Consider the following 21,056-nt stretch of genomic DNA (forward strand, 5'->3'; position numbering starts at 1 on the left):
TCCGCTGTTTCGGGGCCCGATGCAAGCCGTTCGTCACCGCGCGTATGCCGGGCGAAATGCGTGAAAAATGCACGACAGGTATGCGCAAACGTGTGACATCGCGAAAATTCGCCACGACGTGACGCGTATAATGTTCGCCAATTTTGTGCTTGCTGCGCCGCGACCGGCGCATGCACGGCACCCGCATTCCGGCTTTCCCCGACCGTGCGCCGCATGGCGCGCTACGTTCATCCCGTCCCCATTCCGCCCGACCTGAACCTATGCGTTTTCTCTCCTCTGGCCAACCGTCTTCTTTTGTTCCTTCCACCATCGTTCGTAACGTCACGCTTGCAGTGCTCTTGCCCGCCTCGCTGCTGGCGAGCGCGAACACGTTCGCCCGTACGCCCGCACACACCGCGGGCGTGAAAGTGCAGGCGCAGCCGCAAGCGGATGTGGCTGTCGGCACTCCCGCGGACAACGTACTCGGCGGCCTCCCGCCTCCGGGCGTGAATGCGCGCTCGTGGGTGCTCGTCGACGCTACTGCGAACCAGGTGCTCGCCTCCGGCAATGCCGATGAGCGCGTCGAACCCGCATCGCTCACGAAGCTCATGACCGCGTACCTCGTGTTCGAGGCGCTGCAGAGCAAGAAGATCACGATGGATCAGATCGTCACGCCGAGCGAAGCCGTGCGCCGCGTGAAAAACGACGAGTCGCGCATGTTCATCGAAGCGAACAAGCCGGTCTCGGTGCATGACCTCGTGTACGGCATGATCATCCAGTCGGGCAACGACGCGGCCATCGCGCTCGCCGAACTGGTGGGCGGCAGCGAAGCGAACTTCGTCAACATGATGAACGCCGAAGCGCAGAAGCTCGGCATGACGCACACGCACTTCGCCGACGTGAACGGCATGCCCGACCCGAATCACTACACGTCGGCCGGCGACCTCGCCACGCTCTCCGCGCGCCTGATCCGCGACTATCCCGAGTACTACGACATCTTCTCGGTCAAGGAATTCAAGTACAACAACATCAAGCAGCCGAACCGTAACCGCCTGCTGTGGATCGACCCGACGGTCGACGGCCTGAAGACCGGCCACACGCAAGCTGCGGGCTACTGCCTGATCGCGTCGGCCAAGCGTCCGCTCGCGGGCGGCGGCAACCGCCGTCTCGTCTCGGTGATGATGGGCGAGCAGAAGGAACACGATCGCGTGCAGGACAGCCTGAAGATGCTGAACTACGGCTATAGCGCGTACGACACCACGCGCATCTATCAGGCGAACCAGGCCGTGGCGACGCCGCGCGTCTACAAGGGCACGCTCGACGCCGTGAAGGTCGGCGTGCAGAAGGATCAGTTCGTCACGCTGCCCAAGGGCGCCGCCGACAAGGCCAAGCCGCAGGTCGAACTCAGCAGCCCGCTGATCGCGCCGCTCGCGGTTGGCCAGAAGGTCGGCACGGCGAAGTTCGTGGGCGCGGACGGCAAGGTGCTCGCGCAGGTTCCGCTCGTCGCGCTCGAAGCCGTGCCGCAGGCCGGTGTCGTCGGCCGCGTGTGGGATTCGCTCATGCTCATGGTCAACAAGAAGAAGTCATGACGTCCGCTTCAGCGACGCAGGCGGGCGAGCCGCTCGTCTGGCTCAACGGTGAAATGACGCCGCTTTCCGAAGCACGCATTCCCGTGCTCGATCGCGGCTTCATCTTCGGCGATGGCATTTACGAAGTCGTGCCCGTCTATGCGCTCGCTGATGGTGAAGGCACGGTGCGCGTGCCGTTTCGCATCGCGCAGCATCTCGCGCGTCTGAAGCGCTCGCTCGAGAAAGTCGCCATTGCAAATCCGTTCGACGAAGCGGGCTGGCGCGCGCTCCTCGCGCGTCTGATCGAGGCGAACGAGGTCGCAGGCGCGCTCGCGCGCGATGCCCACGCCAACTTCTACGTGCAGGTGACGCGCGGTGTGGCGCCGCGCGGCCACGCCTTCCCGGCGGCGGCCACGCCCACCGTGTTCGCGATGGTCAATCCGCTCAAGCTGCCGGGCGTGGCGCAGCGCGAGCACGGCGTGCGCTGTGTGACGGCTGAAGACAAGCGCTGGCTGAATTGCGACATCAAGTCGACCTCGCTGCTCGGCAACGTGCTGATGGCGCAGCATGCGGCGGAAAACGACGCGTTCGAAACGATCCAGCTGCGCGACGGCTGGCTCACCGAAGCGTCTTCGTCGAACGTGTGGGTCGTGAAGGGCGGCGCGCTCTTTGCGCCGCCGCGCAGCAACCGCATTCTCGAAGGCATTCGTTATGGCCTGATCGAGGAGCTGGCCGAGGCATGCAGCGTGCGCTTCGAAGCGCGCGAGATCGCCGAAGCCGAACTGCGCGAGGCGGATGAGATTCTCGTGACCTCGGCAACGAAGGAAGTGCTGGCGGTCGTCGCGCTCGACGGCAAGCCGGTAGGCGGCGGCAAGCCGGGCCCGGTCTATGCGTTGCTTCACGCGGCGTACCAGCGCGCGAAGCAACGCGAGGCGCAGGCTTTGCGCGCATCGGCCGCCGAGCTACAGGAAGTGGAGAAATGAACGTGACACAACAGGCCAACAACCCCGCAGCGAAAGAATCGTTGATCGAATTCCCCTGCGACTTCCCCATCAAGGTGATGGGCAAGACGCATCCGGAATTCCAGGACACCATCGTGACGGTGCTGCGCGAATTCGACGGCGGCTTCGACGCCACGACCATCGAGACGCGTCCTTCGAGCGGCGGCAACTACACGGGCCTCACCGTGACGGTGCGCGCCACGAGCCAGGCGCATCTCGACGACATCTATCGAGCCCTCACCGGGCATCCGATGGTGAAGATCGTGCTGTAAGCGAGCAGAAGGCATTCGAATGAAAAGGGCCGCAACGTGCGGCCCTTTTTGCATCTGGTGCCTGGCGGGTCGTCAAGGCACGTCGCCCACGCGTGCGCGTTGCGCCGCCGCGGCGGCCGTCATCAGCGGACCGGCTTCGCAAGCGTCCTCGTAAAGCCGCCTGAAGCGCGAGACCTCATCGAACACCCAGTCGCGGAACGCCTGCACGCGCTCGGTCTGCATGCGTTGCGGCGGGCAGATGAAGTAGTAGCGCCACGGGCTGGGGCCGTCGATGTCCTTGAAGAGGCGCACGAGACGCCCGAGTGTGATCTCGTGCGTGGCGAGCGAGCGGCGCACGAGCGCGATGCCCTGGCCGTCCATGGCAGCCTGCAGCAGGTTCGAGGAGTCCTGATAGAGCACGCCGCGCTTCGGTTCGTGCAGGTCCTGGAGGCCCGCGGCGTCGAACCACGGCCGCCAGAGTTCGTCGTCCGAGCGCAGGAGCGGCAGCGTCGCGAGTTCGCGCGGGTCGGTGGGCAGCTTGCCGCCGTTGAAATCGGGCGAGCAGGCGGGAAAGAAGATCTCGTCGAGCAGCAGTTCGGCGTGCAGCCCTGGATAGTGCCCGTAGCCGAAGCGGATGGCGACATCGACATCGTCGCGCGCAAAGTCGGTGAGCGAATTCGTCGATTGCAGCTCGACGTCCCATTGCGGATGCGCCTCGATGAAGCGGCCGATGCGCGGCGTGACCCAGCGCGCCGCGAACGACGACAGCATCGAAACCACGAGCCGCCGGTCGCGGTCGCCGGCGCGGATCTCCTGGGTGGCGTGCGCCAGCTGGTTGAGCGCGTCGCGCACCTGGCCGGCGTAGCGGCGGCCGGTGTCGGTCACGCGCACGCGTTTGCCGTCGCGGGCGAAGAGCGCCACGCCCAGCTCCGCTTCGAGCGCGCGGATCTGGTGGCTCACCGCGCCGTGCGTGACGAAGAGTTCGTCGGCGGCGCGCGAGAAGCTTTCGTGGCGGGCGGCGGCTTCGAAGGCCTTGAGCGCGTTCAGCGCAGGTAGCTGGCGCAGATCCATATCGTATTTTTTCTCACATAGCCGTGAAAATTGATCGTTTTGCTCGATCCCTTATGGTGTCTACGATTGTAGCTATCGAAGCAGGTCATTCGGAGTTGAAAATGAGAGAAATTTCTTCGGATATCACGTTTGAAGTGGCGGCCGATCAAACGGCCTCAGTGCGCGTCACGCGCAGCACGCGGCTGACCGTGAAGTGCGGCACCGTCTGGGTCACGCGCAGCGACGACACCGCCGACTACTGGCTCGAGCCCGGCCACACGCTGCGGCTGCGGCGCGGCGAGCGCCTGTGGATCGGCGCGGAAGGCGGCGCCCCCGCGTGGGTGGGCTTCGCGGCGCCGGCGCGCCTGAGTGAGCGCGTGGTCGACCTGGCCGCACGCGCCGCACAGCGCGCAGGCGTTCACATCGGCGACGGCTGGCGCACGGTTTGACCTGACGGCCAGTCATTCAAAGACGGCGGCGATGGGGCAACCCACCGCCGCCGTTATCCGCAGCATGCCCGGCGCGCTCGTCCCGAATTCGGTAGACTCCCGGAATCATGTGCGCCACCCCGGTTTCACCCTCGCAAATTCCATCCGACCCCGGCACAGCCGAGGCCGCGTCCCAAACGGCAAGTTCGCCCATCGTCGTGCGCTGGCGCGGCAACGAGGCTTATCAGACGAGCTTCGACGCGATGCGCGAGTTCACGGCCGCCCGTGACGCCAGGACGCCCGACGAAATCTGGCTCGTCGAGCATGCGCCCGTCTTCACGCTCGGCCAGGCCGGCAAGCCCGAGCACCTGCTCGTAGCGAACAGCGGCATCCCGCTCGTACAGATCGATCGCGGCGGGCAGATCACGTATCACGGGCCGGGCCAGGTGGTGGCCTACCTGCTGCTCGATCTGCGGCGCAGGAAGCTGATGGTGCGCGAGCTCGTCACGCTCATCGAGGACGCCGTGATCGAAACATTGGCGGCGTATAATCTCGCGGGCGAGCGCAAGGCCGGCGCGCCCGGCATTTACGTGCCGCAGGACGCCAGCGGCGCAAGCGCTGCGCACCCGGGCGCGAAAGTCGCCGCCCTCGGGCTGAAGATCCGCAACGGCTGCAGCTATCACGGCGTGAGCCTGAACGTGTCGATGGATCTGAACCCATTTCTCGCGATCAATCCGTGTGGATACGCCGGTCTCGAAACCGTCGATATGGCCACGCTGGGTGTCGAGGCGAGCTGGCGCGACGTCGCCGCCACGCTGGCGGCGCGGCTCGAGGCGAATCTCGCGGCGCACGCAGCAACACTTCTCGCGGTGGCCGAAGCGGCTGCCACAGACCCTTCAGCCGAAGCTGCCGGGATGAACCCGGCCGCAGAGGCGGCTGAAAAGGAAGCGACCGCTTACGCGGCCGCGATGGACCCGGCCGAAGCGGCCGTCTCAGGCGGGCAACCGCCGCAACCGCAGGCTGGCGTTGCACCGGCGGCCTGACTGGATCGAAAGCATGACTGACATCACTGCGAACCCCGCTGGCACCAACGCCGACGCCGTTCCCTACGACGCCACCGCAAAACAGAAGGCGCAGGCCAAGACCTCGCGCATTCCGATCAAGGTCATTCCCATCGAGAAGCTCAAGAAGCCCGAGTGGATCCGCGTGAAGGCGGCCACGGGCAACTCGCGCTTCTACGAAATCAAGAACATCCTGCGCGAGCACAACCTCCACACGGTCTGCGAGGAAGCGAGCTGCCCGAACATCGGCGAATGCTTCGGCAAGGGCACCGCGACGTTCATGATCATGGGCGACAAGTGCACGCGCCGTTGCCCGTTCTGCGACGTCGGCCACGGCCGCCCCGATCCGCTCGATCCGGATGAACCGACGAACCTCGCACGCACCATCGGCGCGCTCAAGCTCAAGTACGTCGTGATCACGAGCGTGGACCGCGACGACCTGCGCGACGGCGGCGCCGGCCACTTCACGGAGTGCATCCGTCAGGTGCGAGAGCAGTCGCCCGAAACGCGTATCGAGATTCTCACGCCGGACTTCCGCGGCCGTCTCGACCGCGCGCTGCAGATCCTCAACGCCGCGCCGCCGGATGTGATGAACCACAATCTCGAAACGGTGCCGCGCCTCTACAAGGAAGCGCGCCCGGGTTCGGACTACGCGCACTCGCTCAAGCTGCTCAAGGACTTCAAGGCGCTGCATCCCGAAGTCGCGACGAAGTCGGGCCTGATGGTGGGCCTCGGCGAAACCGAAGAGGAAATTCTTCAGGTGATGCGCGATTTGCGCGCGCACGACGTCGACATGCTGACGATCGGCCAGTACCTGCAGCCCTCGGAGCACCATCTGCCGGTGCGTTCGTACGTGCATCCCGACACCTTCAAGATGTACGAGGAAGAGGCGTACAAGATGGGCTTCACGCACGCGGCCGTTGGTGCGATGGTGCGTTCGAGCTATCACGCCGATCTGCAGGCGCATGGGGCAGGGGTGGTTTAAACAACTCCCGCTTCTCGCAAGCACGCAATCGAAAAGCCCGCTGAAAAGCGGGCTTTTTGCTTTGCGCCGCGCTCGAACAGCGCGACACACGCATCGATTCCAGCACCATCCACCTCAACGCGAAAAGCAATGCTTCAGCAGCGTCATTAGCTAACGCGGATAAGTTAGAACCGCCCGCCGTCAGACTCCCTATAGTCGGAACCTTCATTCACTCGAACGTCGTTCCGCCGGAGTCTCCCGATGAACCCTCGCGCTATCCCTGCATTCGCACGCCGCCCGCACATCGCCGCCGTCGCATTCGCCGCCGCCTGCCTCGCCAGCGCGTTCGGCGCGCCGCGCGCGCATGCCGAAACGCGCGAGGTCGTGATCGCGTATCAGGACATGGTGGTGCCGTGGCGCTATGCGCAGGCAACGGGCGAAGTCGAGAAGGAAACGGGCTACAAGGTCACCTACCGCAAGCTCGCGAGCGGCGCCGACGTGATCCGCGCGCTCGCCTCGGGCTCGGTGCAGCTCGGCGAGGCAGGTTCGAGCCCGATCGCGGCGGGCCTCTCGCAGGGCGTGGATCTCTCGCTGTTCTGGATTCTCGACAACATCAACGACGCCGAAGCGCTCGTCGCCCGCGATGGTTCGGGCGTGACGAGCATCGCGGGTCTGAAGGGCAAGACGATCGGCGTGCCGTATGTCTCGACCTCGCACTTTCACGCGCTCGTCGCGCTGCAGAACGCGGGCGTGAATCCCGTCGATGTGAAGATCGTCAACCTGCGTCCGTCCGAGGTCGCGGCCGCCTGGCAGCGCGGCAACATTGACGCGACCTACATCTGGGACCCCGTGCTCGCGCAGGTGAAGAAGAACGGCAAGGTGCTGATTACTTCGGGCCAGGTGGCGAAGGCCACGGGCAAGGCGACCTTCGACGGCTTCGTGGTCGACCGCAAGTTCGCCAAGGACAACGGCGATTTCGTCGCGAAGTTCGTGAAGGTGCTGGCCGCTGCCGACGCCGATTACAGCGCGCATCGCACGGCATGGAGCGCGGCTTCTCCGCAGGTGCAGGCCGTGGCGAAGGAGTCGGGCGCGAATGCCGCCGAAGTGCCCGCGAGCCTCGCGCTCTACGCGTTCCCCACGCCCGCCGAGCAAGCCTCGAAGGCATGGCTGGGCGGCGGCGCGCAGTCGGGGGCGGCGCAGTCGCTGCTCGCCACGGCCACCTTCCTCAAGGAGCAAGGGACGATCCAGAACGTGCTGCCCGACTACTCGGTAGGCGTCGATCCGCAGTACGTGCAACGCGCCGCTGCGCATTGAACGCCAGGAGCTTCGCATGAGCGCGCTCGCGATCCGCGATCTCACCGTCATCTACGAAGGCGCGCGACGTGACGCTGCGCCGAACGTCGCGCTCGCCAACGTGAACCTCGACGTGGCGAGCGGCGAGTTCGTCGTGGCGCTCGGCGCGTCGGGCTGTGGCAAGACCACGTTGCTCAACTGCATCGCGGGCTTCATCGAGCCAGCGCTTGGCGAGGTGCGCGTGAACGGCGCGCGCGTGGAGGGGCCGGGCGCCGAGCGCGGCGTGGTGTTCCAGAAGCACGCGCTCCTGCCGTGGCTCGACGTGCTGGATAACGTCGCGCTCGGCTTGCGCTTTCGGCGCGTGCCGAAGGCGCAGCGCGTGCGCATCGCGCGCGAGCAGCTCGCGCTCGTGGGCCTGGAAGCGCAGGCGCGCGAACGCGTGTATGCGCTCTCGGGCGGCATGCAGCAGCGCGTGGGCATTGCGCGCGCGCTCGCGAGCGATCCGCAGATCCTGCTGATGGACGAGCCGATGGGCGCCCTCGACGCCATGACGCGCGAGCAGGTCCAGACGCTCGTGCTCGACGTCTGGGCGCGCACGCAGAAGACGGTGTTCTTCATCACGCACAGCGTGGAGGAGGCGCTCTTTCTGGCGACGCGCATCGTCGTCATGACGCCGGGGCCGGGCCGCATCGAGCGCGAGTACGAGGTGCCGTTCGCGCGCCAGTATCTCGCCACGCGTAACGCGCGCGCCGTGAAGTCGTCGCCGGAATTCATCGCGTGGCGCGAGCGGCTGGTGGATTTGCTGCATGCGGACTCGGGCGCACACGTACACGAGGAGCCGGTATGAGCGTGCCGCACGAATCGTTGAGAGAAGTCGCGTTGAAGGCTCGCAGCGTCAATGCACCCGCTGCGCGCGAAGCGCAAACGGCGCGCTCGAAAGTCTGGCGCATGCCCGGCGAAGGCCCCACGGCGGCGCTGAGCGCGGCCTCGGTGGCGGGGCTCGCGCTGCTCTGGTGGCTCGCGACGCATCTGCACTGGCTGCCGCCGCTCTTCCTGCCGACGCCCGAAGCCGTCTGGCAAGCCTTCACCGACGCGCTGCACGGCCGCATCCAGGGCGGCCTGCCGCTCTCCGAGCATCTGTTCTGGAGCGCGCTGCGCGTGTTCGGCGCGTTCCTGCTGGCGGTGGTGACGGCCGTGCCCGTCGGCATTCTGATGGGCGTGTCGCGCGTCGCGCGCGGCCTGCTCGATCCGCCGCTCGAGTTCTACCGGCCGTTGCCGCCGCTCGCCTATCTGCCGCTCGTGGTGATCTGGTTCGGCATCGACGAGACGGCCAAGATCGTCGTGATCTGGCTCGCCTGCTTCGCGCCGATCGCGATGGCCGCGCGCGCCGGGGCGAAAAGCGCGAGCGTCGAGCAGATCCGCGCGGCGGCGTCGCTGGGCGGCAGCCTCGCGCAGATCGTGCGCTTCGTCGTGCTGCCCGCCGCCCTGCCGGAGATCCTCACGGGCCTGCGCATCGCCATCGGCTTTGGCTGGACCACGCTCGTGGCCGCCGAGATGGTCGCCGCCACGGCGGGCCTGGGACAGATGGTGCTCAACGCGTCGAGCTTCCTGCGCACCGACGTCGTGGTGATGGGCATCGTCCTGATCGGGCTGATTGCCTGGGGCTTCGATCTGGGCATGCGCGCGCTCGAACGGCGCCTCGTGCCGTGGAAGGGACGCGGCTAAGACGGCCCCCCTCTTTCTGGAAATCCGAACGCTCACGGGGCGCGATTCTGGAAAACCAGATTCGCGCCTTTGTTTGCTGGATAAAAATCCTTATAAATCAACGGCACGAGCGATTGCGCTCGCTGGCATTCTCCTTGCAATTAAGAACGCGCGGCCACCCAGGCCGCGACAAAAAAACAGCAACTATGCATGGGACCGGAGTAAGCGCTAAAGCGCTAACACCGGTCGCAAGGAGACAGCCGATGTCCGATCCCATCTTCCGGTTTCGCTGATCCCCAGTTTCGACCTGTCGCGGCCCGAACTCGCTTCGTTCGGCCATTGGCTTAACTCATTTGCAGGAACCACCGTGAAGAAACCTCTCCACAAAGTCCTCTATTTCCAGGTGATCGTGGCGATCGTCATCGGCGTGATCCTCGGCCACTACTGGCCTGCGATCGGCATCGACATGAAGCCGTTCGGCGACGCCTTCATCAAGCTCATCAAGATGGTGATCGGGCCGATCATCTTCTGTACCGTCGTGACCGGCATCGCCGGCATGGAGGACATGAAGAAGGTGGGCCGCGTGGGCGGCAAGGCGCTGCTCTACTTCGAGATCGTCTCGACCTTCGCGCTCGTGCTCGGCCTGATCGCCACGCACGTGCTGAAGCCGGGCGCGGGCTTCAACGTCGACGTCCATTCGCTCGACGCCAAGGCCGTGGCCAGCTTCGCCGAAAAGGCGCATGGCCAGAGCAGCGTCGACTTCCTGATGCACATCATTCCGGACACGATCACTTCGGCGTTCGCGCAGGGCGAGATCCTGCAGATCCTGCTGATCGCGCTGCTGTTTGGCGCCGTGCTCACGCAACTGGGCGAGCGTGGCCGCGTGGTGACCGAGTTCATCGACAGCATCTCGGGCGTGCTGTTCGGCGTCGTGAAGATCGTCACGAAGCTCGCACCGATCGGCGCGTTCGGCGCGATGGCGTTCACCATCGGCAAGTACGGCGTGGGCTCACTGATCCCGATGCTCAAGCTCATCGGCACGTTCTACCTCACGTCGATCGTGTTCGTGCTCGTCGTGCTCGGCGCGATCGCGCGCTTCACGGGCTTCTCGATCATCCGCTTCGTTTCCTACATCAAGGAAGAGTTGCTGATCGTGCTCGGCACCAGCTCGTCGGAATCGGCGCTGCCGCAACTGATGCAGAAGCTCGAGCGCCTTGGCTGCTCGCGCTCGGTCGTGGGCCTCGTCGTGCCGACCGGCTACTCGTTCAACCTCGACGGCACCAACATCTACATGACGATGGCGGTGCTCTTCATCGCCCAGGCGACCAACACCGACCTCACGTGGACGCAGCAGCTCACGCTGCTCGCGGTGACGATGCTCACCTCGAAGGGCGCGAGCGGCGTGACCGGTGCGGGCTTCATCACGCTGGCGGCCACGCTCGCCGTGGTGCCCACCATTCCGCTCTCGGGCATGGTGCTGATCCTCGGCATCGACCGCTTCATGAGCGAGTGCCGCGCGCTGACCAACATCGTCGGCAACGGCGTGGCGACGGTCGTGGTCTCGGCATGGGAGAAGGAGCTCGACCGCAACAAGCTGCGCGCCGTGCTCTCCGGCGAGGTCGAAGAAATGAAGGAAAGCGCAGGCGCGTAAGCCGCGCTGGGCGGGCGCGCACAAGCCGCGAGGCGCGCCGCCCGCCGATGTTTCGTCTCTCGATGTTTCGCGGCCATCGCCGCTGGGCGGCGCGAGCGTTCCCCTGCGTGAGCGCCGTCCGTTTTTGCCTTTCTCGCCTGACCAGGCGGCACGTTGCCTGAGTGCAGCGCCGCGCGCTGTCCGACCCGGACGCCCCGGCGCGGCCGTGTGCCACAATCTCCCTCATCCCCCTCGACCGTCTGGAAGCCGCTCACGTGACGCGCCGCCTCATCATCCTCTTCGCGCTCGCAGCCGGCCTCGTCGCGGTCTGCGCGCTGACGTGGGCGCTCACGTGGCAGACCGGCATCGACGCGCTGCGCCGCAACGCCGCCGTGCGCGGCGACCGCACCGCAGCTTCGCTCAAGAGCACGCTGGAGCGCTACGACTCGCTGCCCTATATCGTCGGCGAGCACCCGCTCGTGCAGGACGTGCTGGTCGATCAGAGACCCGAGTGGGTGGCCGCTGCGAACCGCTATCTCGAAGACGTGAACCGCCACGCGCGCGCCACGACGACCTACATCATCCGTGCCGACGGCGTGAGCATCGCGGCCAGCAACTGGCGCGACCCCGATAGCTTCGTGGGCGCGGATTACCGCTTCCGGCCGTATTTCATCGACGCGATGAACGGCGGCGTGGGGCGCTTCTTCGGCATCGGCACGATCTCGCACGATCCCGGCTACTACGTGTCGCAGCCCGTGCGGCGCGACGGCAAGATCGTCGGCGTGGCCGTGGTGAAGCTCAATCTCGAATGGTTTCCGGGCACCGACGCCTCGGAGCCGTTGCTCGTCACCGACGATCACGGCGTGATCTTTCTCTCCTCGGTGCCCGCGTGGAAGTACCGCACGGTGCGCCCGCTGCCGCCGGCCGTGGTGGCCTCGATCGACGCCACGCGCCAGTACGCGAGCGAGCCGATCGCGCCGCTGCCGACGAGCGTCGAACGCGTGTTGCCGGGCGGCGCCGACATCGTGCGCATGGGCGCGGGCCTACGCGCGCCGCGCTACCTGGAAACGCGCCGCTCCCTCGGCGAGCCCGACTGGCATCTCGTCACCATGTCGTCGATCGACCCCGTGCTCGAAGCCTCGCGCAACGCGACCATCATGACGGGCTTCGGCTACGTTTCGCTGTGCCTGTTCGGCTTCTACTGGCGCATGCGGCGCGCACGCGTGAAGGAGGTGATGCGCAGCCGCGCGATGCTGCAAAAGGCCTACGCGATGCTCAACGAGCGCGTGGCCGAGCGCACCGCCGATCTTTCGCAGGCCAACGAGCGCCTGCAGCGCGAGGTGGCGGAGCGCACGCGCGCCGAGGCGGAACTGCGCGCGACCCAGGACGAGTTGATCCAGGCGAGCAAGCTCGCCGCGCTCGGCCAGATGGCGGCGGGCATTACGCACGAGCTGAACCAGCCGCTCGCGGCGCTGCGCAGCTTCTCGGACAACACGCGCGTGTTTCTGGAGCGCGGCCAGTACGCGGCGGCCACCGAAAACCTCGAGGCGATCGGCTCGCTCACCGAGCGCATGGGCAAGATCGTCAACCAGCTCAAGCTGTTCGTCGGGCGCGCGCGACCCAGGAGCGCCCGCGCACCGGTCGCCCGCGCGCTGCGCAACTCGCTCGCGCTGCTCGGCAAGCGGCTCGACGGCGTGCGCGTGGATCTCACGTTGACGGAAGACGGCGCGCCGTCCGTGCCGCTCGACGTGGACGCCGACTACCCCGACCTGAGCGCGCAGAGCGACGACCTGCGTCTCGAACAGGTGCTCATCAACGTGCTCGGCAATGCGCTCGACGCCGTAGCGGGCCTGCCGTCGCCGCGCATCGCGATCGACGTGCAGGCGAGCGCCGCGACGCTCGCCATCGCAGTGAGCGACAATGGGCCGGGCATTCCCGACGATGTGCTGCCGCGCCTTTTCGAGCCGTTTTTCACGACGAAGGAAATGGGGCAGGGGCTTGGCCTCGGACTCGCCATTTCCTCGTCGATCGCACGCGACTGCGGCGGCTCGCTCACGGCCAGCAACGTGCCGGAAGGCGGCGCACGCTTCGTGCTGACGTTGCGCCGCTCGCGCGCGGATGCCGCGAGCGCGGCGCGTGCGGCGGGGTTGTGAGACTGGGTTGTGACGCTGGCTTTTGAATCAGGATGACGAACGAACATGGTGAACACCACGCCCGGCCGGGTGCTCTACGTAGAGGATGACGAACTCGTGCGCCGCGCGGGCGTGCAAAGCCTGCAGCTCGCGGGCTTCGACGCCGCCGGTTTCGCCAACGCGGAAGCCGCGCTGCCGCTCGTCGACGCCGACTTCGCAGGCGTCGTGGTGAGCGACATCCGCCTGCCGGGAATGAGCGGGCTCGATCTGCTCGCGCAATGCCACGAGCGCGCGCCCGAGGTGCCCATCATCCTCGTGACGGGCCACGGCGATATCTCGATGGCTGTGCAGGCCATGCGCGACGGCGCGTACGACTTCATCGAGAAGCCGTTTGCCTCCGAGCGCCTCATCGAAACGGTGCGGCGCGCGCTGGAGCGGCGCCTGCTCGTGCTCGAAAACCTCGCGCTGCGCCGCGAGCTGGCGGGACATGACACGCTCGCGCCGCGCATCATCGGCAAGAGTCCGGCGATCGAACAGGTGCGCAAGCTCATCGCGAACGTCGCGCCGACGGACGCCTCGGTGCTCATCAACGGCGACACCGGCGCGGGCAAGGAGCTGATCGCGCGCAGCCTGCACGAGCTTTCGCCGCGCCATGACAAACCGTTCGTCGCCGTCAACTGCGGCGCGCTGCCCGAACCGATGTTCGAGTCGGAGATGTTCGGCTACGAGGCGGGTGCGTTCACGGGCGCGGCCAAGCGCCGGATCGGCAAGCTCGAGCACGCGGGCGGCGGCACGCTCTTTCTCGACGAGATCGAGAGCATGCCGCTCTCGCTGCAGGTGAAGCTGCTGCGCGTGCTGCAGGACGGCGTGCTGGAGCGCCTCGGCTCGAACCAGCCGGTGCGCGCCGACCTGCGCGTGGTCGCGGCGGCCAAGGGCGACATGAGCGAGCACGTCGCGGCGGGGACCTTCCGGCGCGACCTGCTGTACCGGCTGAACGTCGTGACGATCGCGCTGCCGCCGCTGGCCGAGCGCCGCGAGGACATCGTGCCGCTCTTCGAGCACTTCCTGCTCGACGCGGCGGTGCGCTACCAGCGTCCCGCGCCGCTGCTCACCGAGCGCGACCGCATGCGGCTCGCGCAGCGCGACTGGCCGGGCAACGTGCGCGAGCTGCGCAATGCGGCGGACCGCCGGGTCCTCGGGATTCCCGACGATCTGTCGGCCGGCGCGGCGGCCGGCGCGGACGACGCGTTGCCGCTCAAGGAGCGCGTGGAGCAGTACGAACGCGCGCTGATCGCCGACGCCCTGCAGCAGAGCAACGGTGCGGTCGCCCAGGCCGCCGAGCGGCTGCAGATGGCGAAGGCCACGCTGTACGAGAAGATCCGCCGCTATGGGCTGGTGGCGAGAGGCGAGGCGTAAAGCGGCACAAGAAGGCATAAAAAAAGCAGCGGGTTACCGCTGCTTTTTTATTGGCTACGTGAATCGCGTATCAGGTCGCCAGCGCCTTCTGCAGCAACTGGTCGAGTTCGGCGAACTGCGGCTCGCCGACGTAGCGCTTGAGGATCTTGCCGTCGCGGCCGATCACGAACGTGGTGGGCGTGAGCTGGACATTGCCGAACTGCCTGGCCGCCGAGCCGTCGTCCATCGCCACCTTGAACGGCAACTGGCGCGTTTGCGCGTAGTTGGCCACGTACATCGGCGCGTCGTAGTTCATCGCCACCGCGACGAACTCGAGACCTTCGCCCTTGAAGCGGTTATAGGTCTGGACCATCTTCGGCATTTCCGCCATGCAGGTGGTGCAGCTCGTCGCCCAGAAGTTGACGAGATAGACCTTGCCCTTGAGGTCGTGCGTGGAGACCTTCTGGCCGGACAGAAGCGTGAAGGTCGCGTCGGGCACGCGCTGCTGGCTGCCGAAGAACGCGAAGTAGCCGGCCACGGCGATCGCGACCACGACCATCGCCGCGCCAATGCGCATGAGCGCGCCGGAACGCTTGTTCGAGGAATTTGGGGATGCAGCGGTCATGAGCCTTGCCTCGTGCGCCGATGGGCGCGGGTGTTGAGCGCAAATATTGTAGCGCCGAATTTCCCGGCATAGCGGTTGCGAGACAACATCCGGGTATGCGCCGAAGGATAATGTCGCGCACCTTTCACTTCTGTGACGAACCGCGCCCCATGGTCCTGGACATCCTTCGCCGTGCCCGACTCCCGTTGAACCTGCCGATGCGCGCCCTCGTTCCTGCCCGCTCGGCGACGCTGGGCGTACTCGCCGCCGCGTTCGCGCTGGCCGCCTGCTCGCCGACTTACGACTGGCGCACGATTTCGAACGACGCGAGCGGTTACTCGATCGATCTGCCGGCCAAGCCCGACAAGGACGAGCGCCGCATCGACGTGAGCGGCACGCCGATGCGCATGCGCGTGCAGACGGCCGAAGTCGCCGGCGACGTGTTCGTGGTCGGCACGCTCGATCTGCCCGACGCGCAGCCCGCGACGCAGCAAAAGGCGCTCGAGTTCCTGCGCGCGGGCCTCGCGCGCAACGTGGGCGCGCCTGCCGAGGCGCACGCAGTGGCGGTGCCGCTCGCGGCGGGCGGCACGGTCGAGGGCGTGGAGATGCGCATGGCCGGCAACGCGGGCGCCAACGGCGAGACGCGCACGATCCATGCGCGGCTCGTCGCAAAGGGCGCGCGCGCCTACCAGGTCGCGATCGTCGGGCGCACCGAGCCGCCGGTTGAGCAGATCGACCAGTTCTTCGGATCTTTCAAGCTGTACTGAGTTTTGGGACTCCGCAGTACGCCTCGCGCCGCGATGTTTCACTCACGCAGCGGCGGGCGTTTGGGGGACGAAGTGAAGGTTGCGCTGCAGGTAAACACGCTAATTACCGGATTTGATTGAGGGTTTACCGGTTACCCACAGGAGCTGTGGGTAACTTTGTGGAAAACAACGCCGCGTTGGCCGGAAAGGGCCGTCCTGTGGGCTTTCTGTTAGTTTTGGCCGCTTTTCTGTAAATCCAGAAGGGTAGAAGAATCAATGGGTTATCCAAACGGCCGCGGCGTAATGCGAACAATGCTCAGAACCGGGGCCAAGACGACGAAATGTGCATAAGTCAAGTCTCGACTTCGACTTATTGGCGCTATTCACATTCCCCGCAGCGCAAAGCGGCGGCGTTCTACGGCGAAACCGGCGCTGTGCATGGCTACCGCTCGGCAAACACGCGCCGGTATTGCACGGCCTCCGCCACATGCGCAGCTTCGGGCATCGCGGCGCCCGCGAGATCGGCGATCGTGCGCGTGACCTTGAGCACCCGGTAGTGCGCTCGCGCCGACCAGCCGAAGCGCTCGCCCGCTTCGCGCAGCAGCGCTTCTGCGGCGGCGTCCGGCTGGCAGACTGCGTCGGTCTCGCGGCCGGTCAGTTCGCGATTGGTTTTCCCCTGGCGCGCCAGCTGGCGCTCGCGTGCCGCCTGCACGCGAGCGGCGATCGCAGCGCTCGGTTCGGCGTTCGTGCTCGCGCGAGCGGCCAGTTCGGCGGGCGGCAGCGCCGGAATCTCGATCTGGATGTCGATGCGGTCCAGCAGCGGCCCCGAGAGCTTGCGCAAATAGCGCGCGGCGCTTTCGGGCGTGCAGCGGCAGCGACCGGCGGGGTCGCCGCGCCAGCCGCACGGGCAGGGATTCATCGCGGCGACGAGCTGACACGCGGCCGGAAAGTCGGTTTGCCACGCGGCGCGCGAAATCGTGATCGCGCCCACTTCGAGCGGCTCGCGCAGGGTTTCGAGGACGTGACGGTCGAACTCGGGCAGCTCATCCAGAAATAGCACCCCTAAATGCGCGAGCGTGATCTCGCCCGGCTGTGGCGGATTGCGGCCGCCGATCAGCGCGGCTGCACTCGATGAATGATGCGGTGCGCGAAACGGCCGCTTGCGCCATTGCTGCGGCGTGAAGCCGGCCGCGCTGGCGGAGAGCAGGGCGGCGGAGGCGAGCGCCTCGTCGTCCGTCATGGGGGGCAGGAGCCCGGGCAGGCGCGCGGCGAGCATCGACTTGCCGGCGCCCGGCGGCCCCACCATCAACAGATGGTGCCCGCCGGCCGCAGCGACTTCGAGCGCCCGGCGCGCGCCGCGCTGGCCGACCACGTCGGCCAATCGGGGGGCGCGGCGGCCGGTGCGGCTTCGAGGGCGCTCGCGCGCACGGGGGCGAGGCGCGCTTCGGGATCGACGCCGGCAAGGTGGGCGCACAGGGAGCGCAGGTCTGCCGCGCCGTACACCGCGACATCTGGCACGAGCGCCGCCTCGGCGGCGTTTTGCGCAGGCAGATAAAGCTCGGGCATGCCGGAGCGCGCTGCTTCGCCGGTTTCGGTGTCAGGAATCCGAAGGATGATGCTTTCGGCTATGGCGTCACGGCTGGACGCGGCCGCTTCGTCGACGCGCGCTGCGTGATCCCTATGCGCGCGTGCCGTGCCGCAAGCCATGGCGAACGCGCCGCGCATGGGCCGCACGGCGCCGGTGAGCGAAAGCTCGCCCGCAAACTCCCGGTGCGCGAGCGCAGCAGCCGGAAGCTGCCCGCTCGCCGCGAGAATGCCGAGGGCGATCGGCAGATCGAAGCGGCCGGATTCCTTGGGTAAATCGGCGGGCGCGAGATTGACGGTAATGCGCCTCACCGGGAAATCGAAGCCGCAGTTCGAGAGCGCGGCGCGCACGCGCTCGCGGCTTTCGCGCACTTCGAGATCGGGCAGCCCGACGATGGAAAACGACGGCAGCCCGTTGGCGAGATGGACTTCGACGGTGACTTCGGGCGCGCGGCCAGCAGCCGGCGCGCGGCTGCGCACCACGGCAAGCGACATGGGATTCTCCGGAAGGCTCGCATGCGGGAGTGGCGCGCGTTCTACGAAGCTTCGGACTGGGCTTCGTACATGTTTCGCGCGCCGTGCATGCGCCAGGCTGGTGAGGCGTATGCCCCTTTACGGTTCCATTGCGATCACGCTACGGATCGCTTGCGGCGGTGCGGCAGTGGAGCTGCACTCGATTGCGCACAGGAGTGCGCAAAGAAATGATCAGGAGGACTGGCTAGTCACCGGCAGCTTCTGCTCGAGCTCGGCCACGCGGCGCTCGAGTTCTTCGAGGCGCTGGCGCGTGCGCACGAGCACCTGCGTTTGCGCGTCGAATTCCTCGCGCGTGACGAGGTCCAGCTTCGAAAAGCCTTGCGACAACATTGCGCGAACATTGCGTTCGACATCGCGCGCCGGCGAGTTCTTGAGCAGATCGCTCACGCGCGATTGCAGATCATTGAATACGTCGTTTGGTTGCTTCATTCGATTCCCCTTCGCTGCACAAAAAATGTGCAAGTTTTGTTTCGCCTGTGCCCCGCGTTGGACCGTGATCGATCTTGGTGCGAATTCGCAGGGCCACGGCCAGGTATGCGCGGAACTGGTGCGCACCCCCGGCCCGTGTGCTTCGCACTGTGGCGCGGCGGGCCACTTCCCGCCGCTATGCGGCGCCCAGCGCGGCAGCGATGCCTGAGAACACTGTAGCAACGTTCCCCCCGCCACGCCACCGCGCGCGCGCCACGCTGGCCGTTCGGCCAGGGCCTTGCGCGCCGCGCCCCTCAAGGCGCGGACCGGCATTGTCCATGGCTTTGGGCGCGCTTGCATCGAAGTCCATCACATCGGCTTCGTGCACGGGCTGCAGCAAATTGGCACGGGTGTTGCTAATACTGCCCCGCGCACCGAACGACGGTTGGCTCACGGTGTGCCAGCGACGCGGCGAAACATCATGCCCCGTTCGCGAGGCGCCCGTTGCAGAAGCAAACAAAGGAATGAAGCAAACCACAGCGAGGACTACATGAAACTCATTACAGCAATCATCAAGCCGTTCAAGCTCGATGAGGCGCGCGAAGCCCTTTCGGCGATCGGCGTTTCGGGGATCACGGTGACGGAGGTGAAGGGCTTCGGCCGCCAGAAGGGGCACACCGAGCTGTACCGCGGCGCGGAGTATGTCGTCGACTTCCTGCCGAAGGTGAAGATCGAAGCCGCCGTGGCCGACGACATCGTCGAGCAGGCCATCGAGGCGGTCGAACGCGCGGCCCGCACGGGCAAGATCGGCGACGGCAAGATTTTCGTCACACCGATTGAACAAGTGATCCGCATCCGCACCGGCGAGACCGGCGCCGACGCGCTGTAAAGCTAAAGAGACCGAGACAAGAGGAAAGAGGAAACCGAGATGCGCAAACTTTTGATGTCCCTGATGATGGCCGGCTCGCTGCTGGCCGGCGGCGTCGGCGCCGCGCTTGCGGACGACGCATCCGCGCCCGCCGCGGCCTCCGCGCCTGCCACCGCCGCTTCGGCGCCCGATGCGTCCGCCGCCGCTCCGGCTTCGGCGCCCGCCGCCGACGCGGCTTCGGCCCCGGCAGCCGCCGCAAGCGCCCCGGCCGACGCATCGGCTGCCGCCGCAGCCGCCGCGCCCGCCGCACCGACCGCGCCGTTCTCGGTCGATTCGTCGAAGATCAACTCGGGCGACACCGCGTGGATGCTGACCTCCACCGCGCTCGTGCTGTTCATGACGATCCCGGGCCTCGCGCTCTTCTACGGCGGCATGGTCCGCAAGAAGAACGTGCTCGCGACGCTCATGCAGAGCTTTGCGATCACCTGCGTCGTCACCGTGATCTGGACGGTGGTTGGCTACTCGATCGCGTTCACGCCGGGCGGCTCGTTCATCGGCGGCTTCTCGCGCATCTTCCTTGAGGGCATGAACTACATCAAGGGCGACAAGGCGACGACGCTCACCGTGAGCCACCTCGCACCGACCATCCCCGAGACGGTGTACTTCGTCTATCAGATGACGTTCGCGATCATCACGCCGGCGCTCATCACCGGTGCGTTCGCCGACCGCATGAAGTTCTCGGCGATGCTCGTGTTCATGTCGCTGTGGTCGATCATCGTCTACTCGCCGATCGCGCACATGGTGTGGGAGCCGACGGGCTGGCTCGCCAGCGCCGGCATTCTCGACTTCGCGGGTGGCACGGTCGTGCACATCAACGCCGGTATCGCGGGCCTCGTGTGCTGTCTCGTCCTCGGCAAGCGTGTGGGTTACGGCCGCGAAGTGATGGCGCCGCACAACCTCGTGCTCACGCTGATCGGCGCGGCCATGCTGTGGGTGGGCTGGTTCGGCTTCAACGCGGGTTCGGCAGTCGCGGCTGACGGCCGTGCCGGCTTCGCGATGCTCACGACGCAAGTCGCTACCGCCTGCGCCGCGCTCGGCTGGATGTTCGCGGAGTGGATCGCCAAGGGCAAGCCGTCGGTGCTCGGCATCGCTTCGGGCGCCGTGGCGGGTCTCGTGGCCGTGACGCCGGCATCGGGCTTCGTCGGCGTGCTGGGCGCGATCGTGATCGGCGTGGTGGCGGGCGTGGTCTGCTTCTGGTCGGCGACGTGGCTCAAGCACAAGTTCAACTATGACGACTCGCTCGACGCGTTCGGCGTGCACGGCATCGGCGGCATCATCGGTGCGCTGCTGACCGGCGTGTTCGCGGTGAAGGACATCGGCGGTGCGGATGGCAGCGTCATTCTGCAAGCCAAGGGCGTGCTCACGACTCTCATCTACAGCGGCGTGGTGAGTTTCGTCCTGCTGAAGGTGATCGACATGGTGATGGGCCTGCGTGTTTCGGAAGAAGAAGAGCGCGAAGGGCTCGACGTGGTTCTGCATGGCGAGCGCGTGGAATAAGCGCGCCGCGTTCGATGGTTTGATCTAGCAGGGCAGCAAGCAGCGACCTGGGCCCGCCGTTTCGGCGGGCCCTTTTCTTATGCGCATCGGGCGCCGGGTGTGGGCCTTGCTCCCGCGGGAGGGAGCGAGGGTGGAATAAGTGCCTCGCCCGCGCGTTCGCATAGTGCCCCTTCAGTCCGTGGGCCCAATTGCGCCGGGCGGCGCGGGCGGTCCAGAATGGATATCCGGCGTGAATATCCGTGCGCGGAACGCTCGATTGACCCTACTGTGCTCAAGGGATTTCACGACGGAGGTTCATG

The 21,056-nt window shown here is 66.6% G+C and carries 17 protein-coding genes and 2 pseudogenes; 15 read left to right on the plus strand and 4 right to left on the minus strand.

Annotation, left to right across the window (positions count from 1 at the left end; all coding sequences use genetic code 11):
* Nucleotides 1-260: 260 nt before the first annotated feature.
* From A3CW_RS0100405 to A3CW_RS0100415, 3 genes are read left to right on the plus strand one after another with little or no spacing between them, the layout of a single operon-like run.
* Nucleotides 261-1,568: a D-alanyl-D-alanine carboxypeptidase family protein gene (locus A3CW_RS0100405; RefSeq protein ID WP_028201789.1), complete on the plus strand. Its 1,308-nt coding sequence runs from the start codon at nucleotides 261-263 to the stop codon at nucleotides 1,566-1,568.
* Nucleotides 1,565-2,530 (plus strand): D-amino acid aminotransferase, encoded by a 966-nt coding sequence (locus tag A3CW_RS0100410; RefSeq protein WP_028201790.1) that lies wholly within the window; start codon nucleotides 1,565-1,567, stop codon nucleotides 2,528-2,530. The genes A3CW_RS0100405 and A3CW_RS0100410 overlap by 4 nt, the downstream gene beginning before the upstream one ends.
* On the plus strand, nucleotides 2,527-2,820 hold the full coding sequence (locus A3CW_RS0100415) for a DUF493 family protein (RefSeq protein WP_035512112.1): 294 nt from the start codon (nucleotides 2,527-2,529) through the stop codon (nucleotides 2,818-2,820). The genes A3CW_RS0100410 and A3CW_RS0100415 overlap by 4 nt, the downstream gene beginning before the upstream one ends.
* Nucleotides 2,821-2,892: 72 nt before the next feature.
* Here the strand turns inward: A3CW_RS0100415 and A3CW_RS0100420 are convergent, their stop codons facing one another.
* Nucleotides 2,893-3,870 (minus strand): transcriptional regulator GcvA, encoded by a 978-nt coding sequence (locus A3CW_RS0100420; protein WP_028201792.1) that lies wholly within the window; start codon nucleotides 3,868-3,870, stop codon nucleotides 2,893-2,895.
* Between the two features lie 101 nt (nucleotides 3,871-3,971).
* On the opposite strand from A3CW_RS0100420, the gene A3CW_RS0100425 reads away from it, so the two are divergent.
* From A3CW_RS0100425 to A3CW_RS0100465, 9 genes and pseudogenes are all read left to right on the plus strand, one after another.
* Nucleotides 3,972-4,298: a DUF2917 domain-containing protein gene (locus A3CW_RS0100425; RefSeq protein WP_028201793.1), complete on the plus strand. Its 327-nt coding sequence runs from the start codon at nucleotides 3,972-3,974 to the stop codon at nucleotides 4,296-4,298.
* A 107-nt stretch (nucleotides 4,299-4,405) separates the two neighbouring features.
* Nucleotides 4,406-5,164 (plus strand): annotated as a pseudogene (gene lipB / locus A3CW_RS44735) (lipoyl(octanoyl) transferase LipB); the annotation flags it as partial.
* A gap of 169 nt (nucleotides 5,165-5,333) precedes the next feature.
* Nucleotides 5,334-6,323 (plus strand): lipoyl synthase, encoded by a 990-nt coding sequence (lipA, locus tag A3CW_RS0100435; protein ID WP_028201794.1) that lies wholly within the window; start codon nucleotides 5,334-5,336, stop codon nucleotides 6,321-6,323.
* Between the two features lie 240 nt (nucleotides 6,324-6,563).
* Nucleotides 6,564-7,616, plus strand: coding sequence for a taurine ABC transporter substrate-binding protein (tauA, locus tag A3CW_RS0100440; protein ID WP_028201795.1), 1,053 nt, complete (start codon nucleotides 6,564-6,566; stop codon nucleotides 7,614-7,616).
* A gap of 16 nt (nucleotides 7,617-7,632) precedes the next feature.
* Nucleotides 7,633-8,442 carry a taurine ABC transporter ATP-binding protein gene (locus A3CW_RS0100445; RefSeq protein WP_028201796.1) on the plus strand — a complete coding sequence of 270 codons (810 nt, stop codon included), beginning with the start codon at nucleotides 7,633-7,635 and terminating at the stop codon, nucleotides 8,440-8,442.
* Entirely contained in the window at nucleotides 8,439-9,320 is an 882-nt protein-coding gene (locus A3CW_RS0100450) for an ABC transporter permease subunit (RefSeq protein ID WP_028201797.1), read from the plus strand. Before A3CW_RS0100445 ends, A3CW_RS0100450 begins: the two co-directional genes overlap by 4 nt.
* Before the next feature lie 346 nt (nucleotides 9,321-9,666).
* Nucleotides 9,667-10,950 carry a dicarboxylate/amino acid:cation symporter gene (locus tag A3CW_RS0100455; RefSeq protein WP_028201798.1) on the plus strand — a complete coding sequence of 428 codons (1,284 nt, stop codon included), beginning with the start codon at nucleotides 9,667-9,669 and terminating at the stop codon, nucleotides 10,948-10,950.
* Nucleotides 10,951-11,126: 176 nt separating this feature from the next.
* Nucleotides 11,127-13,082 (plus strand): sensor histidine kinase, encoded by a 1,956-nt coding sequence (locus A3CW_RS44740; RefSeq protein ID WP_245623521.1) that lies wholly within the window; start codon nucleotides 11,127-11,129, stop codon nucleotides 13,080-13,082.
* A gap of 45 nt (nucleotides 13,083-13,127) precedes the next feature.
* On the plus strand, nucleotides 13,128-14,477 hold the full coding sequence (locus A3CW_RS0100465; RefSeq protein WP_028201799.1) for a sigma-54-dependent transcriptional regulator: 1,350 nt from the start codon (nucleotides 13,128-13,130) through the stop codon (nucleotides 14,475-14,477).
* A 70-nt stretch (nucleotides 14,478-14,547) separates the two neighbouring features.
* On the opposite strand, the gene A3CW_RS0100470 is transcribed toward A3CW_RS0100465, so the two are convergent.
* Nucleotides 14,548-15,033 (minus strand): TlpA family protein disulfide reductase, encoded by a 486-nt coding sequence (locus A3CW_RS0100470; RefSeq protein WP_407669683.1) that lies wholly within the window; start codon nucleotides 15,031-15,033, stop codon nucleotides 14,548-14,550.
* Nucleotides 15,034-15,278: 245 nt separating this feature from the next.
* Here A3CW_RS0100470 and A3CW_RS0100475 point away from each other — a divergent pair, with 245 nt between their 5' ends.
* Entirely contained in the window at nucleotides 15,279-15,827 is a 549-nt protein-coding gene (locus A3CW_RS0100475) for a hypothetical protein (protein WP_245623506.1), read from the plus strand.
* 421 nt (nucleotides 15,828-16,248) lie between these two features.
* Here A3CW_RS0100475 and A3CW_RS44745 read toward each other — a convergent pair.
* Both A3CW_RS44745 and A3CW_RS0100485 read right to left on the minus strand, forming a co-directional pair.
* Nucleotides 16,249-17,885 (minus strand): annotated as a pseudogene (locus tag A3CW_RS44745) (YifB family Mg chelatase-like AAA ATPase).
* A 210-nt stretch (nucleotides 17,886-18,095) separates the two neighbouring features.
* Complete coding sequence (locus tag A3CW_RS0100485) at nucleotides 18,096-18,353, minus strand: accessory factor UbiK family protein (protein WP_028201802.1); 258 nt, start codon at nucleotides 18,351-18,353, stop codon at nucleotides 18,096-18,098.
* 529 nt (nucleotides 18,354-18,882) lie between these two features.
* Between A3CW_RS0100485 and A3CW_RS0100495 the strand changes: the two genes are divergently transcribed.
* Together A3CW_RS0100495 and A3CW_RS0100500 are read left to right on the plus strand one after the other, a co-directional pair.
* On the plus strand, nucleotides 18,883-19,221 hold the full coding sequence (locus tag A3CW_RS0100495) for a P-II family nitrogen regulator (protein ID WP_028201804.1): 339 nt from the start codon (nucleotides 18,883-18,885) through the stop codon (nucleotides 19,219-19,221).
* A gap of 39 nt (nucleotides 19,222-19,260) precedes the next feature.
* Complete coding sequence (locus A3CW_RS0100500; protein WP_028201805.1) at nucleotides 19,261-20,757, plus strand: ammonium transporter; 1,497 nt, start codon at nucleotides 19,261-19,263, stop codon at nucleotides 20,755-20,757.
* Nucleotides 20,758-21,056 lie beyond the last annotated feature (299 nt).

It is taken from the genome of Paraburkholderia nodosa DSM 21604 (assembly GCF_000519185.1).
In the GTDB taxonomy this organism is placed as follows: Bacteria; Pseudomonadota; Gammaproteobacteria; order Burkholderiales; family Burkholderiaceae; genus Paraburkholderia; species Paraburkholderia nodosa.

Coding starts and splice junctions, on each gene's coding strand:
- A3CW_RS0100405 (WP_028201789.1), top strand. CDS start 261: ATGCGTTTTCTCTCCTCTGGCCAACCGTCTTCTTTTGTTCCTTCCACC.
- A3CW_RS0100410 (WP_028201790.1), top strand. CDS start 1,565: ATGACGTCCGCTTCAGCGACGCAGGCGGGCGAGCCGCTCGTCTGGCTC.
- A3CW_RS0100415 (WP_035512112.1), top strand. CDS start 2,527: ATGAACGTGACACAACAGGCCAACAACCCCGCAGCGAAAGAATCGTTG.
- A3CW_RS0100420 (WP_028201792.1), bottom strand. CDS start 3,870: ATGGATCTGCGCCAGCTACCTGCGCTGAACGCGCTCAAGGCCTTCGAA.
- A3CW_RS0100425 (WP_028201793.1), top strand. CDS start 3,972: ATGAGAGAAATTTCTTCGGATATCACGTTTGAAGTGGCGGCCGATCAA.
- lipA (WP_028201794.1), top strand. CDS start 5,334: ATGACTGACATCACTGCGAACCCCGCTGGCACCAACGCCGACGCCGTT.
- tauA (WP_028201795.1), top strand. CDS start 6,564: ATGAACCCTCGCGCTATCCCTGCATTCGCACGCCGCCCGCACATCGCC.
- A3CW_RS0100445 (WP_028201796.1), top strand. CDS start 7,633: ATGAGCGCGCTCGCGATCCGCGATCTCACCGTCATCTACGAAGGCGCG.
- A3CW_RS0100450 (WP_028201797.1), top strand. CDS start 8,439: ATGAGCGTGCCGCACGAATCGTTGAGAGAAGTCGCGTTGAAGGCTCGC.
- A3CW_RS0100465 (WP_028201799.1), top strand. CDS start 13,128: ATGGTGAACACCACGCCCGGCCGGGTGCTCTACGTAGAGGATGACGAA.
- A3CW_RS0100470 (WP_407669683.1), bottom strand. CDS start 15,033: ATGCGCATTGGCGCGGCGATGGTCGTGGTCGCGATCGCCGTGGCCGGC.
- A3CW_RS0100475 (WP_245623506.1), top strand. CDS start 15,279: ATGCGCGCCCTCGTTCCTGCCCGCTCGGCGACGCTGGGCGTACTCGCC.
- A3CW_RS0100485 (WP_028201802.1), bottom strand. CDS start 18,353: ATGAAGCAACCAAACGACGTATTCAATGATCTGCAATCGCGCGTGAGC.
- A3CW_RS0100495 (WP_028201804.1), top strand. CDS start 18,883: ATGAAACTCATTACAGCAATCATCAAGCCGTTCAAGCTCGATGAGGCG.
- A3CW_RS0100500 (WP_028201805.1), top strand. CDS start 19,261: ATGCGCAAACTTTTGATGTCCCTGATGATGGCCGGCTCGCTGCTGGCC.